A 19160-nucleotide genomic window follows, 5' to 3' on the forward strand; every position below is an offset into this window, starting at 1 on the left:
GTCACTGCACCAGTACGGCCTGGCTGCAGAGGGTACCGTCCATCTCGACATCCGCGTAGCCGATCCGCACGCCGAGGCTGCGCAGGACCTGATCGAGCACCAGATCGAGGGGCGCAGCGGCGAGGCTGAGCGTCGTGGCCAGCGAGGTCTGGAGCAGCGGGGTCAGGCCGAAGCCGTTCAGGTTCAGGCTGAGATTGCTCAGCAGGCTGCCGGTCAGCGATTGCGCGATATTGCCGGACGACACGGTGCGTACGGTGTTGTTAGCGATATCGGCCTCCGTGAAGGTCAGCGTCTGAGTCGTCGCGCCGATATTGGTGACTGTCCGGCCGCCGATATTGATCAGCGGCAGCCCAATCAGCACGGCCGGCTGCGACAGGTCCGGGCTTGTGGTGCCCCCGTTGATCGAAGCCCGGTTCACCGCCGCGATCGCCAGGGTCGCGACGCCGGTCTGCACCTCGATGGTGGCCTGGCGTCCGCCGTTGGCTCCCGAGCAGGTGAGCGTGCGCAGCGTCCCCTGGGCGGACGCAACCTCGGCATAGACCGGCAGATAGACGGTTCCGAGACCGAGCGGGGCCGAGACCGTGGCCTCGATCAGCAGCCGGGTCTGGGCCGTCTTTACCGTGGCGTTCGGGCTTCCCGGCCGGACCCAGCCGGAGCTGCGGCGGCGTTCGCCGATCGCCAGGGTCAGCCGGGTCGAGAGCAGCCCCGGCACGGTGGCGCCGAGATCGATCGCCACCTGGTTCTGGCCGTTGGCCAGGGACGCGGTGGCGGCCAGGATGTCCATCACCTGCAAGGACGGGCCGGCCAAGCCGCGTCCGGGGGCGAGGGCCGCCACGTCGCCCAGCGCATCGACTTGGCCGAGCGGCACGAGGTTGCCGGCGTTCGGCAGCGCGTTGAGGATGCTCGAGAGGGCCGCAACGGTGGCAGAACTGCCCTGCGCGGCAACCCGGATCGCCATCAGGATCTGCCCGACGCTGGCGTTGGCCTTCACGATATCGGTGTAGTTGGCCGCCTGCAGGTTGAGGCTTGCCGCCAGTGCGTCGAGGACGCGCAGGCCGTCGACCTTGGCGCTGGCCAACGCGTTGTAATCGCTCACGCCCAGCGTCAGCTTGGCCCCGAGCAGGGCTCCGAGGACGGCGTTGGCGATCCCGCCGCTGAGGCCCAAGGTGCCCGAGCCAATCGTGAAGGCCGCGAATTGCGCGCTGGCCGCCGTGCCGGTGACCCGGATCGGCACGCTGCCGGGCAGCCCGATCGCCCGGCCGAAGGTCACCGGGACCGTGGTCGCGAGCCCGACCCGCACGGCGTTGGCCGGGCTCACGCCGGGGTTGAACCGGCTGCCGGGAGCGACGTTGGGCGCGCTGGCGTCGTAACCGCCGGTCGCCACCGTCGCCTGCGCGGTGCCGTAGCCGTTGTCACCCAGCGAACGGCGCGCCACGGTGTCCGCCTTGGCCGGGTCCACGGCGGCGAGCATCGCGGCGATGTCGGCCGCGCCCTGCGCCTTGCGGCGGGCCTGGAACACCTGGCCGAGATCGATCCCGACGGCGCCGGCGCCCATCAGCAGGGAACTGCCGAGCGCCACAAGGATCACCACATTGCCACCCCGGGCCCGGCCGAAGCGCCGCGCCTGGTTGGCCACCGGCCATCGGCTCACAGGCCGCCCTTCCGGACGCTGATGCTGCTGCGCAGGACGCTGGGCAGCATCGGGATCAGCTTGGAGAAGACGTTGATCCCCAGTGCGTTGGCGTCCAGCGTGACGGTGACCGTGTAGAGCGTGGCATCGCTCGGATCGGGGCCGACCAGGACCTTGATGGTCTCAGGTCGGAACATCGCGCCGCCGCTGAGGCTGCGGTTCACCATGGTCTGCGCCAGGGTCGCGCGCTCGACGTCTGTGACGCCCGCGATGGAGGCGCGGGCCGCCTCGGCCGCAATCTGGCGCAGGTTGTGGATGGCGCCCAGACAAATGCCGAAGGCGGTAATGCCGGCAAACAGCATCAGCAGCAGCGGCGCGACGAGCGCGAACTCCACCGCCGAACTGCCGCTCCGGCAGGCCAGACCGGGCCGACCGCCACACCGAAGCCTCTGGACCCAGCCCATCGAAACGCCCTCCGGGTGCCGAGCCGCCGCGGCGGCTGCACAACCCATGGTGGCATCGATCCTCTAATCAAAGGTTGTGATCACCATCCGAATTCCAGTGTTTCCAGGCGAATACGGTCGATTAGATTTCTACCGTCGGTCGCAGCGTTCCAATTCCCGACGGGTCGAACGCTGCACTCTTGATCACGACGTGAACGGGGCGTCCGGGGGTTAACCCCAGTTCGCGGTATGCCGCCGCGGTGACCCGCGCGGCCACCAGTGCGCCGTTGCAATCGATCTCCACCGCGACCTCGGCGCCGCTCATGGTCACGGTCGCGACCTGGCCGGGGAGGATATTGCGGGCGCTCAGGCCCCGGGGCCGCTCGGTCGCCACCAGCACGTCACGGGCCGGGATCCGCACGCGCAGCCGCGTTCCGGGCGGGCGCGCCGCCAGGCCGGGTACCAGCAGCTGACCGGCCGTGCCGGTCAGGCGGGTCAGCCCGGTCTCCGGATCAGTCCCCTCTACGACCATGTCGAGGAGCGCGCCGGCTTCCGCCTCGTGGACAGGCACTAGATCGGCCCGGCGCAGAATCGCCTCGGCGGGACCGGACGCGGCCACGCTCCCCTCCTCCAGCACGATCACCGTGGTCGCGAGCCGTGCCACCTCGGCCACCGCGTGGCTGACGTAGACGACCGGCACGCCGGCCTCGTCACGCAGGCGCTCGATATACGGGAGGATCTCGGCCTTCCGGGCCTCATCGAGGGCCGCCAGTGGTTCGTCCATCAGCAGCAAGCGCGGCTTGGCGAGCAGCGCCCGCCCGATCGCCACCCGCTGGCGCTCGCCCCCCGACAGGCCGGCGGGGCGGCGGTCGAGGAGGTGGCCGATCCCCAGCATCTCGGTCACCGCCGCGAAGCCGGCCGGGTCGGCGGGCCGGCGCCCGAACACGCGACCGTAGCCGAGATTGCTCCGCACGCTGAGATGCGGGAACAGCCGCGCGTCCTGGAACACCACACCGACCCGCCGCCGGTGGGGCGGCAGGAAGATGCCCGCCGCGGTATCGACCAGCGTCGCCCCGCCGGCGTCGATCCGGCCGCGATCCGGCCGGGCCAGCCCGGCGATCAGGTCGATCAGCGTCGTCTTCCCCGATCCCGAGCGCCCGAACAAAGCGGTCAGTCCCGGGCCCGCCGTGAACGCCGCATCGAGCGCGAAGGCGCCCCGCCGGAGCTGGACGTCGACGGCGATGCTCATGGCGCATACCCGCCGTGGCACGGGCGGCGGCGCGGCGCGTTGGCACCCGCCACGGAGCCTCCACGATGATCACGGTCCACCACCTCGAGAACAGCCGTTCGCAGCGCGTGCTGTGGCTGCTGGAGGAACTTGCCCTCCCCTATACGGTGAAGCGGTACGATCGGGATCCGCAAACCATGCGGGCGCCCCCGGACCTCATCGCTATCCATCCCCTGGGCAAGGCGCCGATCATCACGGAGGACGAAACGGTGGTGGCCGAGACCGGCGCCATCGTCACCTACCTGACCGACCGGGCCGGCGGCGCCCTGGTGCCCGCTCCGGGAACGCCCGAGCGCGCGCGCTACACCTATTGGCTGCACTACGCCGAGGGCTCGGCCATGCCGCCGCTGCTGCTGAAGTTGGTCTTCGGTCGCTTGGCTCCGCAGAGTCCCTGGGCCTTGCGGCCCCTGGTCCGCGGGATCGCCGACACGGTGCTCAAGAGTTTCGTCGATCCGGATCTGCGGCGGCACGCGGCGTTCTGGGAGGGGGAGCTTGCCGACAGGCCGTTCTTCTGCGGCGCGGAGTTCACCGCGGCCGACATCATGATGAGCTTCCCGCTGGAGGCCTTCGCGGCCCGCGGAACCGGGACCGGGCCGCGGGTCACGGCCTGGCTCGCGCGCATCCATGCCCGCCCGGCCTACGCCGCGGCGTTGGAGCGGGGCGGTCCCTACGCGTACGCCTGAGCGGCGGTCGCATCGGGCGACGGTGGGGCGTCCCGCCATCAGCCCGCCTGCAACCGGCGCGCGGCGCGGGACGCCAGGAACTCCGAAACCAGCAGGGCCGCCACCGACAGGGCGACCGAGATCAGGGTGAGGCGCAGCGCCGGCCCCTCCCCGCCCGGGACCTGGGTCAGCGTGTAGATCGCCGAGGGCAGGGTCTGGGTCTCCCCGGGGATGTTCGACACGAAGGTAATCGTCGCCCCGAACTCGCCCATCGCCTTGGCGAAAGCCAGCACGGCACCCGCGATGCAGCCCGGCAGGCTGAGGGGCAGCGTGACGGTGAGGAATACCGCGAGCGGGCTCGCCCCGAGGGTGCCGGCCGCCTGCTCGAGCCTGGGATCGACCGCCTCGATCGACAGCCGCATCGCCCGCACCATCAGGGGGAACCCCATCACCGCGCAGGCGAGCGCCGCCCCGGTCCAGCGGAAGGCGAAGACGATGCCGATCTCCGCAAGGGCGCTGCCGAGGAAGCCGCGCCGGCCGAGCGCCAGCAGCAGCAGGTATCCGGTCACCACCGGCGGCAGGATCAGCGGAAGGTGGACCAGACCGTCGAGCAGCGCACGCCCGGGGAACCGGCGTCGCGCCAGCAGCCACGCCACCGCGAGCCCCGGCAGCAGGCTCGCGAGGGTCGCCGCGCTGGCCACCCGCAGGCTCAACGTGACGGCGTTCCAGGCGTCGGGGGGGAGGCCGAACACGGCCGCGGGCGCGGACGGCTACCGGCTCGCGCCAGGCTTGCCCACCACCCTGAAGCCCTGGCGCTCGAAGGAGGCCCTTGCCGCCGGGCCGCGCAGATACGCCAGCAGGGTGGCGGCATCGGGGTTGCGCGAATCCTTGATCAGTGCGGCCGGATAGACGATCGGCGGATGGCTGTCGGACGGGAAGGTCGCGACCACGTGGACGCCCGGCTCGGCGGCCGCGTCCGTGGCGTAGACGATGCCCAGCGGCGCCTCGCCGCGGGCCACTAGCAGCAGCGCCGCGCGCACGTTCTCGGCCTGGGCAACCTGCCCCTTCACGGCGTCCCAGGCCCCGAGCTTCTCGAGGGCGGCCTTGCCGTACTTGCCGGCCGGGACGGCGTCGATGGTCGCCATCGCCAGCTTGCCACCGTTGAGGATCCGGGTGAGCGTAGAACCGAGATCCGGCGCCAGGGCGACCTCCGGGTCGGACCCGCCCTCTCTCGGCCCGGACGCGATCAGCACCAGGGCGTTGCGCAGGAGATCGACGCGCGTGTCGGGCTTCAAGCTGCCGGCCTTCTCGGCGTAGTCCATCCAGGCCTGGTCGGCTGAAATGAACAGGTCGGCCGGCGCCCCCGCCTCGATCTGCTTGGCCAGGGCATTCGAGCCGGCATACGAGATCCGGGTGATCGTGCCGGTTTCTTTCGTCCAGCCTGCCGCCGCGTCGTCCAGCGCGTTCTTCAGGCTCGCCGCGGCGAAGACGACCACCGGATCGGCGGCCCTCGCCGTCCCGGCAACCGGGACGACGGCCAGCACGGCGATGAGCGTCAAGATCCGTCTTGTGGGTCGCATCGGCTCGGGAATCCCGTGGCGAGCCCCGTGAACCGGCCGCCTGCGCCCGGGACCTTAAGTGCGGTGCCCCGGCGGGCCAAGCGCCGTTCAGCCGCGCGGTGTGTCCCGGCGCTCCCGTGGCGCCGCCTCGGCCCGGTGCAGCCGGCTCAGCAGGACCAGGAGATGACCTGGAAGCGGGCCGTCCGGCGCCGGCCCGCCGAAGATCCGTTCACGGGGTGAGGGAGGGACAGCCCCATCGTTGACGATGGCGGGGCCGCGCGGTCCGGAACGCCTGGACTTGGTCACGCTGTACGCACCCTGCTTGGTCACGCGTCTGGCGAAAGCTGGCAAAAACGTCGGCACACGTCGCCAGTTCCGCGGGCGATCCATGGATTCTGTGGTTAACGCTTAGACACCGTGCCGCATTCCTGGGCGCGATCCGCTGCGAATCCAGCTGCGCACTCCGTCTCACCAGGTCCGAATGTCGCGCCGCTCGTGCTGCTCGCCCTCGGGCACCGGACCCATCCCGGCCGCGACCAGGATGGCCCACAGCGTGGCCACAAGGGTCGTCGCGAGTGTGACGGCGACGCTGACGAGCAGGGGTGAGTTCATGGCGACGCTGTCATCTGTCAAAACGGGCGCGCCGGCTCACGAAGCGCGGCGCGCCAGAGTTGAGGGTCTGGCCTTGGGAAAGCCGAGACTGTTGTAATCAGCGAAATCCTGCGCGGAAACTGATTTAAATCGATTTCTGTCCGGTGATTGTCAGATGTGTCGAAGCAGCAACAAATCGGCAATCCTGGTCTCCGACGCGATGAGATCGTGGCGTCGGATACGGTTTTTTCGCATCTGCCCCTGTAATGCGGCGCGCTCCGGGGCTACAGCCCGGCACCATGCTCGAAGGTCTGCCGCCCCACCGCCCGACTCACATCCTGCGCCTGACGACCGATGAGCGGTCGGCCCGGGCCATGACGGATCTGCTGGGCGAGATGTTCGATCCCACCGAGACCGCCGTGGCGGCGTTCGAGGATGCGGATGGCTTCACCTGGCGGCTCGAGGCCTACTTCGCCGACGCGCCGGACGAGGCGTACGTCCGCGACCTGATCCGCCCGGTGATCGGAGACGAGGCCGACGTCGCCGAGTTCCGCACCATCGAGCAGCAGGATTGGGTCCGCACCTCCCTGGAGGGGCTGAAGCCGGTCCGGGCCGGCCGCTTCCTCGTGCACGGCGCACATGACCGCGACGCGGTGCGCGGCAACGATCTGCCGATCGAGATCGAGGCGGCCCTGGCGTTCGGCACGGGCCATCACGGTACGACCCTCGGCTGCCTGCGGGCGCTGGTCTCGGAGTTGAAGCGACGGCGTCCGGCGCATGTGCTGGATGTGGGCACCGGAACCGGAATCCTGGCCTTCGCGGCCGCCAAGGTTTTGCGGCAGCCGGTTGTGGCGGGCGACCTCGACGGCGAGGCGGTCCGGACCGCCCGGGAGAACGCCCGCCTCAACGGCCTTGGGCCCTATCTCAAACTCTACGAGGGTCCCGGCGTACGCCACCGGCTCGCGGACCGGACGCGGCACTTCGACCTCGTCTTCGCCAACATCCTCGCGCGGCCCCTGCGCCGCCTCGCTCCGACCCTGTCGCGCGTGGTCGCGCCTGCGGGCGTGCTGGTCCTGTCAGGCCTGATCGAGCGTGACGTGGCGGGTGTGCTCTCAGCCTACCGCCACCAGGGCTTCCATCTCGTGAGAAGCGGCCTGATAGAGGGCTGGGTCGCCTTGGTGCTGGCCCGCGGCGGTGCGGCGAAGCGGCCCCGGCACTGAACCGGGACCCGGGCCGCGCATTGCCCGGGCATGAGCCAGACGCCGCGCCCCAATCCGCCGTCCGATCCCATCACCGAGGGCGCGCAGGCCCGGGCCCGGGGCCGTCCCAAGGATTCCTGTCCCTATCCGGCCGACTCACCCGACCGCATCGCCTGGCTCGAAGGTTATGATGGCGTGCCATCCGGCAAAGCCCCGGATCTGCCGATCGCCGACGCCTGATTCCGTCGTACCGTCGGGAATCCCAAACCGTCCGTGCACTAACGCGCGGTCCGGAGCCGTCCAGGCCCCGTCGATCCTTCCGACAACGCCTCGACGACCGGGCTTCCCGCATCGTCCGCGTGTGCGACCGGGGCGCCGAGCGCAGCCATCAGGACGCGCAGACCCTCGACCCACTCCTCCGCCTCCGCAAGCGAAGCGAAGCCGTCGCGCCGGATCACCGTATCCGGCTCGATCGTGGTGATGGCGTCGAAGAGACCGTCGGCTCTGTCGCTGATTCGGTAGAAGACGCGGCGTGGCATGACCTGGGAGATAGGGCAAAGATCTGGTGTGATAAGATTGCGCACGACTCTAAACCATAGGTTACGCCCGCGAGCATCATCCGAAAGGTGGGTGGACGGCTCGAAAAACCGCGCTGCGCACGATCCACGCGTCGATTCCGCCCGGTTGCGACGAGGGACCGCCCGGCGATAGGGTCCGCGCATGACAGAGCCAAGTCCGCCCCGCCACCGGTTCCAGACCTTCGACGATCCGAGCCATCGCAAGGGCGTGGAGCGGATCGAGGCCTTGCGCGCGGCCCTGCGCGAGACCGCCGTCGACGGGTTCGTGGTGCCCCGGGCCGACGAGCATCAGTCGGAATACGTGCCGGCCGACGCGGAACGGCTGGCGTGGCTCACCGGCTTCACGGGCTCGGCCGGAACCGCCCTGATCCTGATCGAGTCGGCGGCCCTGGTCGTCGATGGGCGCTACACCCTACAGGCGCCGGAGCAGGTCGATACCGGGATCGTCACCGTGGTGCCGCTGGCCGAATCGACCGCGGAGACCTGGATCGCCGACAACCTCAAGCGCGATCAGGTTCTCGGCTATGATCCTTGGCTGCACACGCCGGACGGCGTCGCCCGCCTGGAATGGGCCGCGGTCAAGGCCGGCGGATCGCTACGGCCCGTGCCGAACCTCGTCGACGCCGTCTGGGCCGGCCGTCCGAAGCCGCCGGCCGGGCCGGTGGTTCCCCATCCCGAGGCGTTCGCGGGTGAGTCGGTCGCCGACAAGCTCACCCGTGTGCGCACGGCCCTGGCTGAGGGCGGCTGCGATGCCCTGGTGATCTCCGACCCGCACAATCTCGCCTGGGCGTTCAACCTGCGCGGCTCCGATGTCGGCCATACACCGCTGGCGCTGGGCTACGCGATCCTGCCACGCGAAGGGCGGGCGCGGCTGTTCCTGGTCTCGCCCAAGGTCGATCCGGCCCTGCGCACGGCGCTGGCGCCGGTCGCCGAGATCCTGTCGCGAGCCGACCTCGATGACGGGCTCGGCTCGCTCAGCGGTGTGCGCGTGCGGGTCGATGCCGCGACGGGCGCCGTGGCCCTGAAGGAGAAGATCGAGACCGCGGGCGGGACCGCCGATATCGGCAAGGACCCGATCACCGGCATGAAGGCGGTCAAGAACACCGCCGAGATCGCCGGCGCGCGCGCCGCTCACACCCGCGACGGCGCCAGCGTCGTGCGCTTCCTGGCTTGGCTCGACGGCGCCGCCGCCACGGGGGGCTTGAGCGAGATTGCCGCCGTGGAGGCCCTGGAGGATTTCCGCGCGGCCGGCGGCGACCTGCGCGACGTGTCGTTCCCAACAATCTCGGGCTCCGGCCCGAACGGGGCGATCGTGCATTACCGGGTTACGCGCACCAGTGACCGGACCGTGCGGGCCGGCGAGCTGTTCCTGATCGATTCCGGGGCTCAATACCCGGACGGCACCACCGACATCACCCGGACGGTTGCGGTCGGCGCGCCGACGGATGCGATGCGCGACCGCTTCACCCGGGTGCTGAGGGGGCATATCGCCATCGCCCGGGCGGTGTTCCCAAAGGGCACGACCGGCGCCCAGATCGACGCGTTCGCCCGCGCTCCGCTGTGGCAGGCCGGGCTCGATTTCGACCACGGCACCGGTCATGGCGTCGGCGCCTTCCTGTCGGTGCATGAGGGTCCGCAGCGCATCGCTAAGACCGGGACCGCGGCGCTGGAGCCCGGCATGATCCTGTCGAACGAGCCGGGCTACTACGCCCCGGGCACCTACGGCATCCGGATCGAAAACCTCGTCCTCGTCGAGCCCCGTGAGATCCCTGAAGGCGAACGCCCGATGCTCGGCTTCGAGACCCTGACGCTCGCACCCTACGATCGGCGGCTGATCCGCCCGGACCTGCTCGAGCCGGAAGAGCGGGCCTGGATCGACGCCTACCACACCCGGGTGCGCGACACACTGGCGCCGCTCGTCGATGCCGGAACCCGCGGCTGGTTGGACCGCGCCACTGCGCCTCTGGCGCTCTGATCCGGGCGCCTTCGAGTGCGCCCCGGTGCAGAACGTGCGCCTCGGCCACACGCAAGGATCGGATGGTGACGATGTCCGGCGGGTCCAGCTGATCGTCTGCGACGACGCCACCGACCCGCTCGACGGTGACAAGCTGTGCGACGTCGGCTTGGCGATACGCAAAGCTCTTTAGACGGCCGGCGAAACGCTGCGCGTCATCGCCGAGCACGCCGAACAGCGCGAGCTCCACGAACTCAGTGAAGGGTCGCCCTCTCCCTCATCCTGTTCGAGCCCCGCTGAGCGCCTCAGCGGCGTCGTGGCCGATGGCTCATGGGCTGGAGCGCAGGACAGGGCCCGAACCGGCGCGCTATAAGGCCCGTCACGAGACGACCCGCCTGCGTCTCGGAGATGACGCGGGTGAAACCGCGGCCGACCCGCGCGCGAAGGGACAGCATGATCCGCCGCCTCGCATTCCTTGTCCTGGCCCTTACCGCAAGCCTATCGGCCGCGTCGGCGCAAGGCTTCCGCACGCCACCCGACTTGGTGCGGTCGAGCCTCGTGGCCGAGCCGATCGCGGTGGCCGGGGCGCAGCCGTTCACCCTGGCGGTGCGGATGCAGGTGAAGCCGGGCTGGCACGTCTACTGGCGCAACCCGGGCGATTCCGGTCTGCCCCCCGAAGTGACCTGGACCTTGCCGGCGGGCTTCAACGCCGGCGCGATCCGGTGGCCCGCCCCCGAGCGCATCGCGATCGCGACGCTGATGAACTACGGCTACGAGGGCGAGGTCACCCTGCTCGTGCCGGTCACGCCGCCGCCGAGCCTCGACCCGGCCGATCCGGTGCGGATCCAGGCCAAGCTGACCTACCTGGTCTGCGAGACCGAATGCGTCCCGGGCTCCGCCGACCTCGCCTTGACCCTGCCGGTGGGCGAGCCCCGGCCAGATGCCGGGCAGGCTGCCATGTTCGAGCGGGCTCGCACCGCATTGCCCGCCCCTGCGCTCTGGCCGCTGCAACTCTCGAGTCAGGGCGACACGCTGCAACTCGACTTCGCCGCGGCCGGCCTAAAGCCCGAGTCTATCAAGGCCGCATCGTTCTTCCCCTATTCCGAGACCGCCATCGACAACGCCGCCGTCCAGGTGATGCGCGTCGACGCATCCGGCCTGCACCTCACCCTCGCGCGGAGCACCCCGACGGACCCGGCACCGGCCGCCCTGCCGGGCGTGCTCACCGTGGAGGAGACGACCGGTGCCGAAACGCATCGCCTGGCCTTCGCGTACGGGGACGAGCCGGTTGCACCGGTCCCAGTGGCTGCACCCGAGGCCTCCGCCGCAGCCCAACCGGTCGCCCCGGCCTTCGACGCGCTGACCCTGGCGACCGCGGCGGGCCTGGCCTTCCTGGGCGGGCTGATCCTCAACCTGATGCCCTGCGTCTTTCCCGTCCTGTCGATCAAAGTGCTCGGCCTCGTCCGGCATGCCGGCGAGAGCGCGGCGCGCGTGCGCCTGCACGGCCTCGCCTACACGGCTGGGGTGATGGCGAGCTTCCTAGGCCTTGCAGGCTTGCTGCTCGCCCTCAAGGGCGGCGGGGCCGCGATCGGCTGGGGCTTCCAGCTGCAATCGCCGGCCGTGGTGGCCGGGCTCGCCTATCTGCTGCTCGCCATGGGCCTGAGCCTGTCGGGGGTTGTCCATGTCGGCGGTCGGCTCACCGCCATCGGAGACGGGCTCGCCCGGCGCTCGGGTCTCAGCGGCTCATTCTTCACGGGCGTTCTCGCGACCCTGGTGGCGACCCCCTGCACGGCACCGTTCATGGGCTCGGCCGTGGGCTTCGCGCTGACCCAGAGCGCCGGCGTCGCGCTCGCGGTGTTCGCCAGCCTGGGCTTGGGCCTCGCCCTGCCCTTCCTGGCGCTGACCCTGTGGCCGCCGGCGCTGCGGGCGCTGCCGCGGCCGGGCGCCTGGATGGAAACCCTGAAGCAGGTTCTGGCTTTCCCGGTCTACGCAACGGTGGCGTGGCTGATCTGGGTCCTGGCCCAGCAGGTCGGCCCGCAGGGGCTTCTGGTGGGGCTGATCGGCCTCGTGCTGGTGGGCTTCGCGGCCTGGGCCTGGGAGCACGGGCGCGTCGCCGCTTCGCGGGTCGGACCCGTCGTCCAGGGCGTCGCGCTGCTGACGGTCGTCGCCGTCGGGGCACTGACCCTGACCCTCGATCGCGACCGGGCCGTGCCCGTCGCCCAGGCCGCCGCAGAGGGCGTCGAGCCCTTCACGCAGGCGCGTCTCGACGCCTTGGTGAACGCGCGGCGGCCGGTCTTCGTGAACATGACCGCCGCCTGGTGCATCACATGCGCGGTCAACGAGACGACCTCGTTGTCCACGAAGGCCGTGCGGGCCGCCATGAAGGATCGGGGTGTGACCTACCTGAAGGGCGACTGGACCAACCAGAACCCCGAGATCACCCGCCTGCTGGAGGCGCATGGGCGCAGCGGCGTCCCGCTGTACCTGCTCTACACGGGCACTGGGGAGGCACAGGTGCTGCCGCAGATCCTCACCGAGGGAACGGTGCTGGCGGCCTTGAAGGTGGTACCGGCCGCCTCCGGTAAGAGCGCAGCGCTGGCACGCTGACCGAGGAGGCAGGCGCGCCGTTCCGCCCCGACGGGCTGGAGGTCTTCAGGCTTCGAGGGAAAACGTCTCGTCGAAGGCGTATCCCGAGCCCCGCACGGTGCGGATCGGGTCGGCCTGCCGGGGGGCGTTGAGCGCCTTACGCAGCCGCCCGACATGTACGTCCACGGTGCGCTCGTCGATGTAGACGTCGTGGCCCCAGACCCCGTCGAGGAGCTGTTCACGGGAAAAAACCCGGCCTGGCGCCAGCATCAGGAATTCCAGCAGCCTGAATTCGGTTGGTCCGAGATGGAGTTCCTCGCCGGCGCGCCGGACCCGGTGGCCGGAGCGGTCGAGCTCGATGTCGCCCGCCGCCAGACGGTCGGCGACGTGGGCCGGCTTGGCCCGACGCAGCAGCGCCCGAACGCGGGCCAGCAGTTCCGGCACCGAAAACGGCTTGACGATGTAGTCGTCGGCGCCGGTTCCGAGCCCGCGGACCCGGTCGCCTTCCTCGCCGCGCGCGGTGAGCATGATCACCGGCAGACGCTCGGTCTCGCGCCGGGCCCGGATGCGGCGGCACAACTCGATGCCCGAGAGGCCGGGCAGCATCCAGTCGAGCAGGACCAGATCGGGCGTGCGCTCGGCCAGGAGCAGTTCGGCGTCGTCACCGCGACTGGCCGAATCCACCAGGAATCCTTCGGCCTCCAGGTTGTAGCGCAGCAGGGTAGTCAGCGCCTCCTCGTCCTCGACGATCAGGACTTGCATGCTCACGTTCGATAACCCGTTCCGAATTCGGCACGCATCGAATCAACCGCGCCGGAGGGCCCGGACGCGCCGATGGTGCGGCAGGGGCCGTGATTCCTCAACCCACGCGCACTCCCACCGGGGCTTTGTCCCGCAGGTGGGAGTGCGCGCTGCGGAGGAACCGCGAACCGCATGTCACGGGGCCGTGGCGGCAGGCCCGACCGTCGCGTAGTTCGACGCGTCGTTCTTCGGCCGCTCGCCCGCCAGCGTCTCACCGGTGGCGAGGTAATGGATCGTCTCGGCGATATTGGTGGTGTGGTCGCCGATGCGTTCGACGTTCTTCGCGCAGAAGAGCAGATGCGTGCAGAACGAGATGTTGCGCGGATCCTCCATCATGTAGGTGAGGAGTTCGCGGAACAGCGAATTGTACAGGGCATCGATCTCGCCATCCCGCTCCCAGACATCGTAGGCCGCCTTGATGTCGCGGCTGGCATAGGCGTCGAGGATATCCTTGAGCTGAGCTTCCGCGAGGTCGCTCATGTGGCGCACGCCGAGCACGATCTTCTGCGCAGGCGCCTGATCGGAGATCGCGACGACCCGCTTGGCGACGTTCTTGGCGAGATCGCCGATCCGCTCCAGATCGCCGGACACGCGGATTGCCGAGATGGTCTCGCGCAGGTCGATCGCCAGCGGCTGACGCCGGGCGATGAGCAGCACTGCCCGCTCTTCGATGTCACGCTGGAGCGCATCGAGGCGCTTGTCGGCGAGGATCACCGCCTGGGCGAGCGTATCGTCCCGGCGGACGAGGGCATCGGTCGCCTCGGCGGCCATCTTCTCGGCGACGCCGCCCATCTCGGAAATCGAGCGACGCAGGTCATCCAGGTCGGTGTCGTAGGAACTGACGATATGGCCGGGCATGGTGGATCCTTCGATGGCGTCCCGCAAACCTTGATCCGCGAGGTCTGGCGGAAACCCGCCGCTGCGATCACGGATACCGTTGTACGTTTCCCGGTACCCAGTCCCTTGGATAGTTCACGTCATGATGCGGAGCGGAGCAGATTTCGGCACGCGACAAAAACAACCGGAATAGGCCGATGTTCCCAGGTCAACGCAACATGCCTCGGAGTAGCGCCCGGTCGAATTCCGATCGGGCGCGGCTCCGCGTCTTGAGATCGACGCGCAAACATGTGCCGATCCGGTCATCAACTCTTCCGCGAAACTTCCGCGATTGGCTTAACCGAACCGCCCGGTGATGTAATCCTGGGTCCGCTGCTCCACAGGGTTCATGAACATGCGGTTGGTGGGGCCGAACTCGATCAATTCACCCAGGTACATGAAGGCGGTGAACTGCGAGATGCGGGCAGCCTGCTGCATGTTGTGCGTGACGATCACGATGGTGAACTCGTCGCGCAGCTGCTCGATCAGTTCCTCGATGCGGCCCGTGGAGATCGGGTCGAGCGCCGAGGTCGGCTCGTCGAACAGGATCACCTCCGGGCTCTGGGCCACGGTGCGGGCGATGCACAGGCGCTGCTGCTGGCCGCCGGAGAGCCCGGTGCCCGCCTGGCGCAGCTTGTCCTTCACCTCGTCCCAGAGGGCGGCCTTGCGCAGGGACTGCTCCACCCGTCCGTCGAGTTCGGATTTCGGCAGCTTCTCGTAGAGGCGCAGCCCGAAGGCCACGTTGTCGTAGATCGACATCGGGAACGGCGTGGGCTTCTGGAAGACCATGCCGATCCGCGAGCGCAGGTCGTTCAGGTCGACGGACGGGTCGAGGATGTTCTCGCCGTCGAGCATGATCTGACCTTCGGCCCGCTGCTCCGGGTAGAGGCTGTAGATCCGGTTGAAGCAGCGCAGCAGCGTGGACTTGCCGCAGCCGGACGGCCCGATCAGGGCCGTGACCTGGCGGTCGTGGAAGTTGATGTCCACGTTCTTCAGCCCGTGGAAGCTGCCGTAGTAGAAGTTCAGACCCTTCACGGCGATCCGGACCGCACCGCCCTCGTTGGCGTGGTTGCGGGTGAGATCGACCGTGGGGATCGCGGAAGCGGCGTTCATCGTCGTGTCCTCGAGAAGGGTCTTAGCGCGACATCTGCGGCTTGATGACGAGACGGGCGATGATCGACAGCACCAGGATCGTCGCGGTGATGAGGAGCGCCCCGGCCCAGGCGAGGCTCTGCCAGTTCGGATAGGGTGAGAGGGCGAACTGGTAGATCATGACCGGAAGGTTCGCGACGCCGCCCATGAGGTCGGGCGAGAACCACGAATTGTTGTTGAGCGCGGTGAACAGGAGCGGCGCGGTCTCGCCGGCGATGCGGGCCAGCGCCAGGATGATCCCCGTGACGATGCCGGCCGAGGCCGCCCGCCAGGTGACGCTGATGATCACCGTCGAGGGTGGGGCCCCGAGAGCGGCCCCGGCCTCGCGCAGGGTGCCGGGCACCAGGCGCATCATGTCCTCGGTGGTGCGTACGATCACCGGCACGGCGATGATGGCGAGCGCCACGCCGCCGGCCCAGCCCGAATAGGTCCCCATCGGCCGCACCATCAGGGTGTAGACGAACAGGCCGATCAGGATCGACGGCGCCGAGAGCAGGATGTCGTTGAGGAAGCGGATCAGCCCGGCGATCTTCGAGAACCGGCCGTACTCGGCCAGGTAGGTCCCGGCCATGACGCCGACCGGCGTCGCGATCGTGATCCCGATCCCGGTGAGCACCAGGCTACCCAGGATCGCGTTGGCGATGCCGCCGCCCTCGGAGCCGGGGCCCGGGGTCGGGTGCATGAACATGGCGGGCGTAAAGCCCTGCACGCCCTGGATGATCAGCATCAGCAGGATCGAGCCGAGCACCACGGCGCCCACGATCGTGGCGACCAGGCAGGCGGTGCGCAGCACGCGGTCGGCGATCCGCCGGCTGGGGCGGACCCGTCCGGAGCGGCGCGGCGCGGCGGTGTTGAAGGCCATGGGGTTGGACGCGTCCATCGAGAGCCCTCCTCAGGCAGCTTTGACGCGGCGCGTCAGCAGCCGGGCGATGATGAGCACCACGAAGGTGATGATGAAGAGGATGCAGCCCAGGGCCATCAGGGCGTTGAGCTGGAGACCGTCGGCCTCGTTGAACTCGTTGGCGATGCGCGATGCGATGGTCGAGCTCGGGTCGAAGATCGAGGCTGAGAGGCGGTTGGCGTTGCCGATCACGAAAGTCACCGCCATGGTCTCGCCGAGGGCGCGGCCGAGGCCGAGCATGATCGCGCCGATGATCGAGACGGAAGCCTGCGGCACCAGCACGTGGCGGACCACCTCCCAGGTCGTGCAGCCGATGCCGTAGGCGCTCTCGCGCAGAACGGTCGGGATCTGGTCGAGCATGTCGCGGGCGATCGAGGCGATGAACGGCACGATCATGATCGCCAGGATGATGCCGGCGGTGAACACGCCGACCCCGGACGGGACCCGGGCGTAGAACAGCGTGCCGACGATCGGCAGGCCCTCGACGATGTTCGATACCGGGATCTGGACGAAGCGCGCGAAGAGCGGCGCGAACACGAACAGGCCCCACATGCCGTAGATGATGCTCGGCACCGCGGCGAGCAGCTCGATGGTCATCGCCACTGGCTTGCGGGCCCAGCCTGGGCAGAGCTGCGTAAGGTAGACGGCGATCCCCAGGGAGACCGGGACGCCGATCAGGAGTGCCAGCGTGGCGGAGGCCACGGTCCCGATGACGGCGACCAGGGAGCCGTACTGCTCCGTCCCGACGTTCCAGGCGCTGGAGGTCAGGAAGGCGAACCCGAATTCCCGGAAGGCGGGCCAGCCGCCGTAGAGGATCGAGCCCAGGATTCCGGCGAGCACCACGAGCACGAACAGGGCCGCGCCGTAGGAGCAGACCCGGAACAGGGTGTCGAGGTTCCGGCTCGGTCCCTTGCGCGCGGCGGCGGCGCGAGGTCGGGCGAGGGCAATCGTCTCGGTCAAAGCGGACATCCGCGATTCTCTGCGAAGGGAGGCGTGGTAGCGCGGTGCGGGCCGCGATGCGAGGGAGGGGGCCGCGACCCCCTCCCCATCTCACTCACATGTTGAAGACGGGCTTACCGTCCTTGCCCTTCACGGTTTTCCACTCTTCGTGGATCAGAGCGACGACGTTATCCGGCAGCGGCACGTAATCGAGGTCTGAGGCGAGCTTATCGCCGTTCTTATAGGCCCAATCGAAGAACTTCAGCGTATCCGCGGCCTTGGCCGCATCGGCCGATTCCTTGTGGACCAGGATGAAGGTCGCCGCCGTGATCGGCCACGCATCGTCGCCCGGCTGGTTGGTCAGAGAGATACCGAAGCCCGGGGCCGACTTCCAATCGGCGCTGGCGGCGGCGGCCTGGAACGCCTTGTCGTCCGGCTGCGGATACTTGCCGGCCTTGTTCTGCAGCAGGGCGTAAGCGAGCTTGTTCTGCTTGGCGTAGGCGGATTCGACGTAGCCGATGGCGTTCGGCACCTGCTTGACGGTGGCGGTCACGCCCTCGTTGCCCTTGCCGCCCTGCCCGACCGGCCAGGAGATCGTCGTGGCCGCGCCGTATTCCTTCTTCCAGGTCTCGGACGCCTGGGACAGGTAGGTGGTGAAGATGTTGGTCGTGCCCGAGGCGTCCGACCGGTAGACCGGGGTGATGGTGGCGTCCGGGAGCTTCACGCCGTCGTTGAGCTTCGCGATCCGCGGGTCGCTCCACTTGGAGATCTTGCCGGCGTAGATGTCCGCCAGGATGTCGCCGGTGAGCTTCAGCTTCCCGGGCTCGAGGCCGGCGATGTTCACCACCGGCACGACACCGCCCATCACGGTGGGGAACTGGACGAGGCCATCCTTGGCCAGCTGCTCGCCCTTGAGTGGCGCGTCGGTGGCGCCGAAATCAACGGTCTTGGCCTGAATCTGCTTGATGCCGCCGCCGGAGCCGATGGACTGGTAATTCAGTCCGGAGCCGGTCTCCTTGCGGTAGGCTTCGGCCCACTTCGAGTAGACCGGGAACGGGAAGGTGGCACCGGCTCCCGTGATGTCGGCAGCGAGTGCCGCGGACGCCAGCTGGACCGTGGCGAGGCCGACGGCGAGCGCGTAAGCAAAGGGTCTCAAGGGTATCTCCATTGCCGTCGGGCGAGAGCCTGCGCCTCTCCGCCGGCAAGCCCATGCCCGCGGCAGAGCTGTGCGGCCGGTCTTCCAAGAGACCCGGCGCCGGCCGCCCGATGGGCCGGGCGTTACGACAGGGAGATGACATCGGCATGACATCGCGCCGCAGAGACGAAGGCACGGTTTGGCGCGCTGGCGCGTTCAAGCCCGGTGGCGGCATCTCGGCGGTGCTGCCCGTGAGACCAGGAAGGCAGTCGGATCGTGGATGATCAGGGGACCGACGCACAGGAAGGTCCCGATGCGGCATGGCTTGCCCTGCACGCCGACCGCGAGGCCGTGGAGCGCGCGCTGACCCTGGCTCAGGCCCGTCAGCGCTACGGCACCGACGCCGAGGCGATCGCTCAGGCGCGCCACGAGGAGGTCGAACTTCTGGTGGATCTCGACAGGATTCTGACGCAGATCCGGGCGGCGGAGTACCGTCGGCGGCCCGGCTCGCGGCGCTGGTAGCGCCGGGCGAAAGCAATCTTGGTTCGGGCTAATACGGGTCCGGTCGGGGCGCGGCTTCAGCCGACCCGGCGCAGCTCCCGCTCCTTCTGACGCAAGCGCAGGAGCAGTTCCACGTGCGTGTCGGTGATCGGCTGCGTGTCGACGCTGCCTTCATAGACCGTGCGGAGCGTCAGCCCGAGCTGGTGCGTGTCGATCGCCTGCTTGAGGGCCCGACCCGAATGCCCGCGCCCCTCGGACGCGACGATGGACGGCTTCATGTTTTCCTCCCGCCCTTCAACCGCGTGCTCCTGAACCACGGTCCCGCAATGGGATCAGTCTCGCCAGGAATGGTTAACAAAACGTTA

At 69.3% G+C, this 19160-nt stretch carries 21 protein-coding genes; 7 read left to right on the forward strand and 14 right to left on the reverse strand.

From position 1 onward, the window contains the following. Position 1: 1 nt before the first annotated feature. The 3 genes from ACYQPG_RS22875 to modC all read right to left on the reverse strand — a co-directional run bounded on the left by ACYQPG_RS22875 (position 2) and on the right by modC (position 3322). Positions 2-1651: a TadG family pilus assembly protein gene (locus tag ACYQPG_RS22875; RefSeq protein ID WP_419830295.1), complete on the reverse strand. Its 1650-nt coding sequence runs from the start codon at positions 1649-1651 to the stop codon at positions 2-4. Continuing rightward, positions 1648-2142 carry a TadE family protein gene (locus ACYQPG_RS22880; RefSeq protein WP_246692381.1) on the reverse strand — a complete coding sequence of 165 codons (495 nt, stop codon included), beginning with the start codon at positions 2140-2142 and terminating at the stop codon, positions 1648-1650. Before ACYQPG_RS22880 ends, ACYQPG_RS22875 begins: the two co-directional genes overlap by 4 nt. Positions 2143-2215: 73 nt before the next feature. Beyond that, entirely contained in the window at positions 2216-3322 is a 1107-nt protein-coding gene (gene modC / locus ACYQPG_RS22885; protein WP_461231823.1) for a molybdenum ABC transporter ATP-binding protein, read from the reverse strand. Positions 3323-3387: 65 nt separating this feature from the next. On the opposite strand from modC, the gene ACYQPG_RS22890 reads away from it, so the two are divergent. Continuing rightward, entirely contained in the window at positions 3388-4044 is a 657-nt protein-coding gene (locus ACYQPG_RS22890) for a glutathione S-transferase (protein WP_419830297.1), read from the forward strand. A 38-nt stretch (positions 4045-4082) separates the two neighbouring features. On the opposite strand, the gene modB is transcribed toward ACYQPG_RS22890, so the two are convergent. The 3 genes from modB to ACYQPG_RS22905 form a co-directional block, all read right to left on the reverse strand. Beyond that, the gene (gene modB, locus ACYQPG_RS22895; protein WP_461231824.1) at positions 4083-4775 is read right to left on the reverse strand and encodes a molybdate ABC transporter permease subunit; all 693 of its coding nucleotides are present in this window, start codon (positions 4773-4775) and stop codon (positions 4083-4085) included. 18 nt (positions 4776-4793) lie between these two features. Continuing rightward, positions 4794-5603, reverse strand: a complete 810-nt coding sequence (modA, locus tag ACYQPG_RS22900) for a molybdate ABC transporter substrate-binding protein (RefSeq protein WP_419830298.1) — start codon at positions 5601-5603, stop codon at positions 4794-4796. Positions 5604-6050: 447 nt separating this feature from the next. Continuing rightward, the gene (locus ACYQPG_RS22905) at positions 6051-6194 is read right to left on the reverse strand and encodes a hypothetical protein (protein WP_187193654.1); all 144 of its coding nucleotides are present in this window, start codon (positions 6192-6194) and stop codon (positions 6051-6053) included. A gap of 278 nt (positions 6195-6472) precedes the next feature. Between ACYQPG_RS22905 and ACYQPG_RS22910 the strand changes: the two genes are divergently transcribed. Next, a complete protein-coding gene (locus ACYQPG_RS22910) occupies positions 6473-7393 on the forward strand; it encodes a 50S ribosomal protein L11 methyltransferase (protein WP_461231825.1) in 921 nt (306 codons plus the stop codon). 30 nt (positions 7394-7423) lie between these two features. Beyond that, complete coding sequence (locus ACYQPG_RS22915; protein WP_147910076.1) at positions 7424-7612, forward strand: ribosome modulation factor; 189 nt, start codon at positions 7424-7426, stop codon at positions 7610-7612. A 38-nt stretch (positions 7613-7650) separates the two neighbouring features. Here the strand turns inward: ACYQPG_RS22915 and ACYQPG_RS22920 are convergent, their stop codons facing one another. Beyond that, positions 7651-7911 carry a hypothetical protein gene (locus ACYQPG_RS22920; protein WP_461231826.1) on the reverse strand — a complete coding sequence of 87 codons (261 nt, stop codon included), beginning with the start codon at positions 7909-7911 and terminating at the stop codon, positions 7651-7653. A gap of 181 nt (positions 7912-8092) precedes the next feature. Between ACYQPG_RS22920 and ACYQPG_RS22925 the strand changes: the two genes are divergently transcribed. The 3 genes from ACYQPG_RS22925 to ACYQPG_RS22935 all read left to right on the forward strand — a co-directional run bounded on the left by ACYQPG_RS22925 (position 8093) and on the right by ACYQPG_RS22935 (position 12511). Further along, positions 8093-9925, forward strand: a complete 1833-nt coding sequence (locus tag ACYQPG_RS22925) for an aminopeptidase P family protein (RefSeq protein WP_461231827.1) — start codon at positions 8093-8095, stop codon at positions 9923-9925. 25 nt (positions 9926-9950) lie between these two features. Continuing rightward, on the forward strand, positions 9951-10097 hold the full coding sequence (locus tag ACYQPG_RS22930) for a hypothetical protein (protein WP_187193655.1): 147 nt from the start codon (positions 9951-9953) through the stop codon (positions 10095-10097). Between the two features lie 260 nt (positions 10098-10357). Further along, positions 10358-12511, forward strand: a complete 2154-nt coding sequence (locus tag ACYQPG_RS22935; protein ID WP_461231828.1) for a protein-disulfide reductase DsbD family protein — start codon at positions 10358-10360, stop codon at positions 12509-12511. 45 nt (positions 12512-12556) lie between these two features. Here ACYQPG_RS22935 and phoB read toward each other — a convergent pair whose 3' ends face one another. The 6 genes from phoB to pstS all read right to left on the reverse strand — a co-directional run bounded on the left by phoB (position 12557) and on the right by pstS (position 18315). Further along, positions 12557-13252, reverse strand: a complete 696-nt coding sequence (phoB, locus tag ACYQPG_RS22940; RefSeq protein WP_147854464.1) for a phosphate regulon transcriptional regulator PhoB — start codon at positions 13250-13252, stop codon at positions 12557-12559. A 174-nt stretch (positions 13253-13426) separates the two neighbouring features. Further along, positions 13427-14149, reverse strand: coding sequence for a phosphate signaling complex protein PhoU (phoU, locus tag ACYQPG_RS22945; RefSeq protein WP_147910073.1), 723 nt, complete (start codon positions 14147-14149; stop codon positions 13427-13429). A 315-nt stretch (positions 14150-14464) separates the two neighbouring features. Further along, positions 14465-15280, reverse strand: coding sequence for a phosphate ABC transporter ATP-binding protein PstB (pstB, locus tag ACYQPG_RS22950; protein ID WP_147910072.1), 816 nt, complete (start codon positions 15278-15280; stop codon positions 14465-14467). A gap of 22 nt (positions 15281-15302) precedes the next feature. Beyond that, a complete protein-coding gene (gene pstA, locus ACYQPG_RS22955; RefSeq protein ID WP_147910071.1) occupies positions 15303-16199 on the reverse strand; it encodes a phosphate ABC transporter permease PstA in 897 nt (298 codons plus the stop codon). Between the two features lie 12 nt (positions 16200-16211). Further along, on the reverse strand, positions 16212-17189 hold the full coding sequence (pstC, locus tag ACYQPG_RS22960; RefSeq protein WP_147910070.1) for a phosphate ABC transporter permease subunit PstC: 978 nt from the start codon (positions 17187-17189) through the stop codon (positions 16212-16214). Between the two features lie 85 nt (positions 17190-17274). Beyond that, complete coding sequence (pstS, locus tag ACYQPG_RS22965; RefSeq protein WP_147910069.1) at positions 17275-18315, reverse strand: phosphate ABC transporter substrate-binding protein PstS; 1041 nt, start codon at positions 18313-18315, stop codon at positions 17275-17277. Between the two features lie 255 nt (positions 18316-18570). Here pstS and ACYQPG_RS22970 point away from each other — a divergent pair, with 255 nt between their 5' ends. Beyond that, on the forward strand, positions 18571-18816 hold the full coding sequence (locus ACYQPG_RS22970) for a hypothetical protein (RefSeq protein WP_147910068.1): 246 nt from the start codon (positions 18571-18573) through the stop codon (positions 18814-18816). Positions 18817-18872: 56 nt separating this feature from the next. On the opposite strand, the gene ACYQPG_RS22975 is transcribed toward ACYQPG_RS22970, so the two are convergent. Continuing rightward, a complete protein-coding gene (locus ACYQPG_RS22975; protein WP_147910067.1) occupies positions 18873-19073 on the reverse strand; it encodes a hypothetical protein in 201 nt (66 codons plus the stop codon). Between the last annotated feature and the right edge of the window lie 87 nt (positions 19074-19160).

It is taken from the genome of Methylobacterium sp. CM6246 (assembly GCF_054818005.1).

Coding starts and splice junctions, on each gene's coding strand:
- ACYQPG_RS22880 (WP_246692381.1), bottom strand. CDS start 2,142: ATGGGTTGTGCAGCCGCCGCGGCGGCTCGGCACCCGGAGGGCGTTTCG.
- modC (WP_461231823.1), bottom strand. CDS start 3,322: ATGAGCATCGCCGTCGACGTCCAGCTCCGGCGGGGCGCCTTCGCGCTC.
- ACYQPG_RS22890 (WP_419830297.1), top strand. CDS start 3,388: ATGATCACGGTCCACCACCTCGAGAACAGCCGTTCGCAGCGCGTGCTG.
- modA (WP_419830298.1), bottom strand. CDS start 5,603: ATGCGACCCACAAGACGGATCTTGACGCTCATCGCCGTGCTGGCCGTC.
- ACYQPG_RS22905 (WP_187193654.1), bottom strand. CDS start 6,194: ATGAACTCACCCCTGCTCGTCAGCGTCGCCGTCACACTCGCGACGACC.
- ACYQPG_RS22910 (WP_461231825.1), top strand. CDS start 6,473: ATGCTCGAAGGTCTGCCGCCCCACCGCCCGACTCACATCCTGCGCCTG.
- ACYQPG_RS22915 (WP_147910076.1), top strand. CDS start 7,424: ATGAGCCAGACGCCGCGCCCCAATCCGCCGTCCGATCCCATCACCGAG.
- ACYQPG_RS22920 (WP_461231826.1), bottom strand. CDS start 7,911: ATGCCACGCCGCGTCTTCTACCGAATCAGCGACAGAGCCGACGGTCTC.
- ACYQPG_RS22925 (WP_461231827.1), top strand. CDS start 8,093: ATGACAGAGCCAAGTCCGCCCCGCCACCGGTTCCAGACCTTCGACGAT.
- ACYQPG_RS22935 (WP_461231828.1), top strand. CDS start 10,358: ATGATCCGCCGCCTCGCATTCCTTGTCCTGGCCCTTACCGCAAGCCTA.
- phoB (WP_147854464.1), bottom strand. CDS start 13,252: ATGCAAGTCCTGATCGTCGAGGACGAGGAGGCGCTGACTACCCTGCTG.
- phoU (WP_147910073.1), bottom strand. CDS start 14,149: ATGCCCGGCCATATCGTCAGTTCCTACGACACCGACCTGGATGACCTG.
- pstB (WP_147910072.1), bottom strand. CDS start 15,280: ATGAACGCCGCTTCCGCGATCCCCACGGTCGATCTCACCCGCAACCAC.
- pstA (WP_147910071.1), bottom strand. CDS start 16,199: ATGGACGCGTCCAACCCCATGGCCTTCAACACCGCCGCGCCGCGCCGC.
- pstC (WP_147910070.1), bottom strand. CDS start 17,189: ATGTCCGCTTTGACCGAGACGATTGCCCTCGCCCGACCTCGCGCCGCC.
- ACYQPG_RS22975 (WP_147910067.1), bottom strand. CDS start 19,073: ATGAAGCCGTCCATCGTCGCGTCCGAGGGGCGCGGGCATTCGGGTCGG.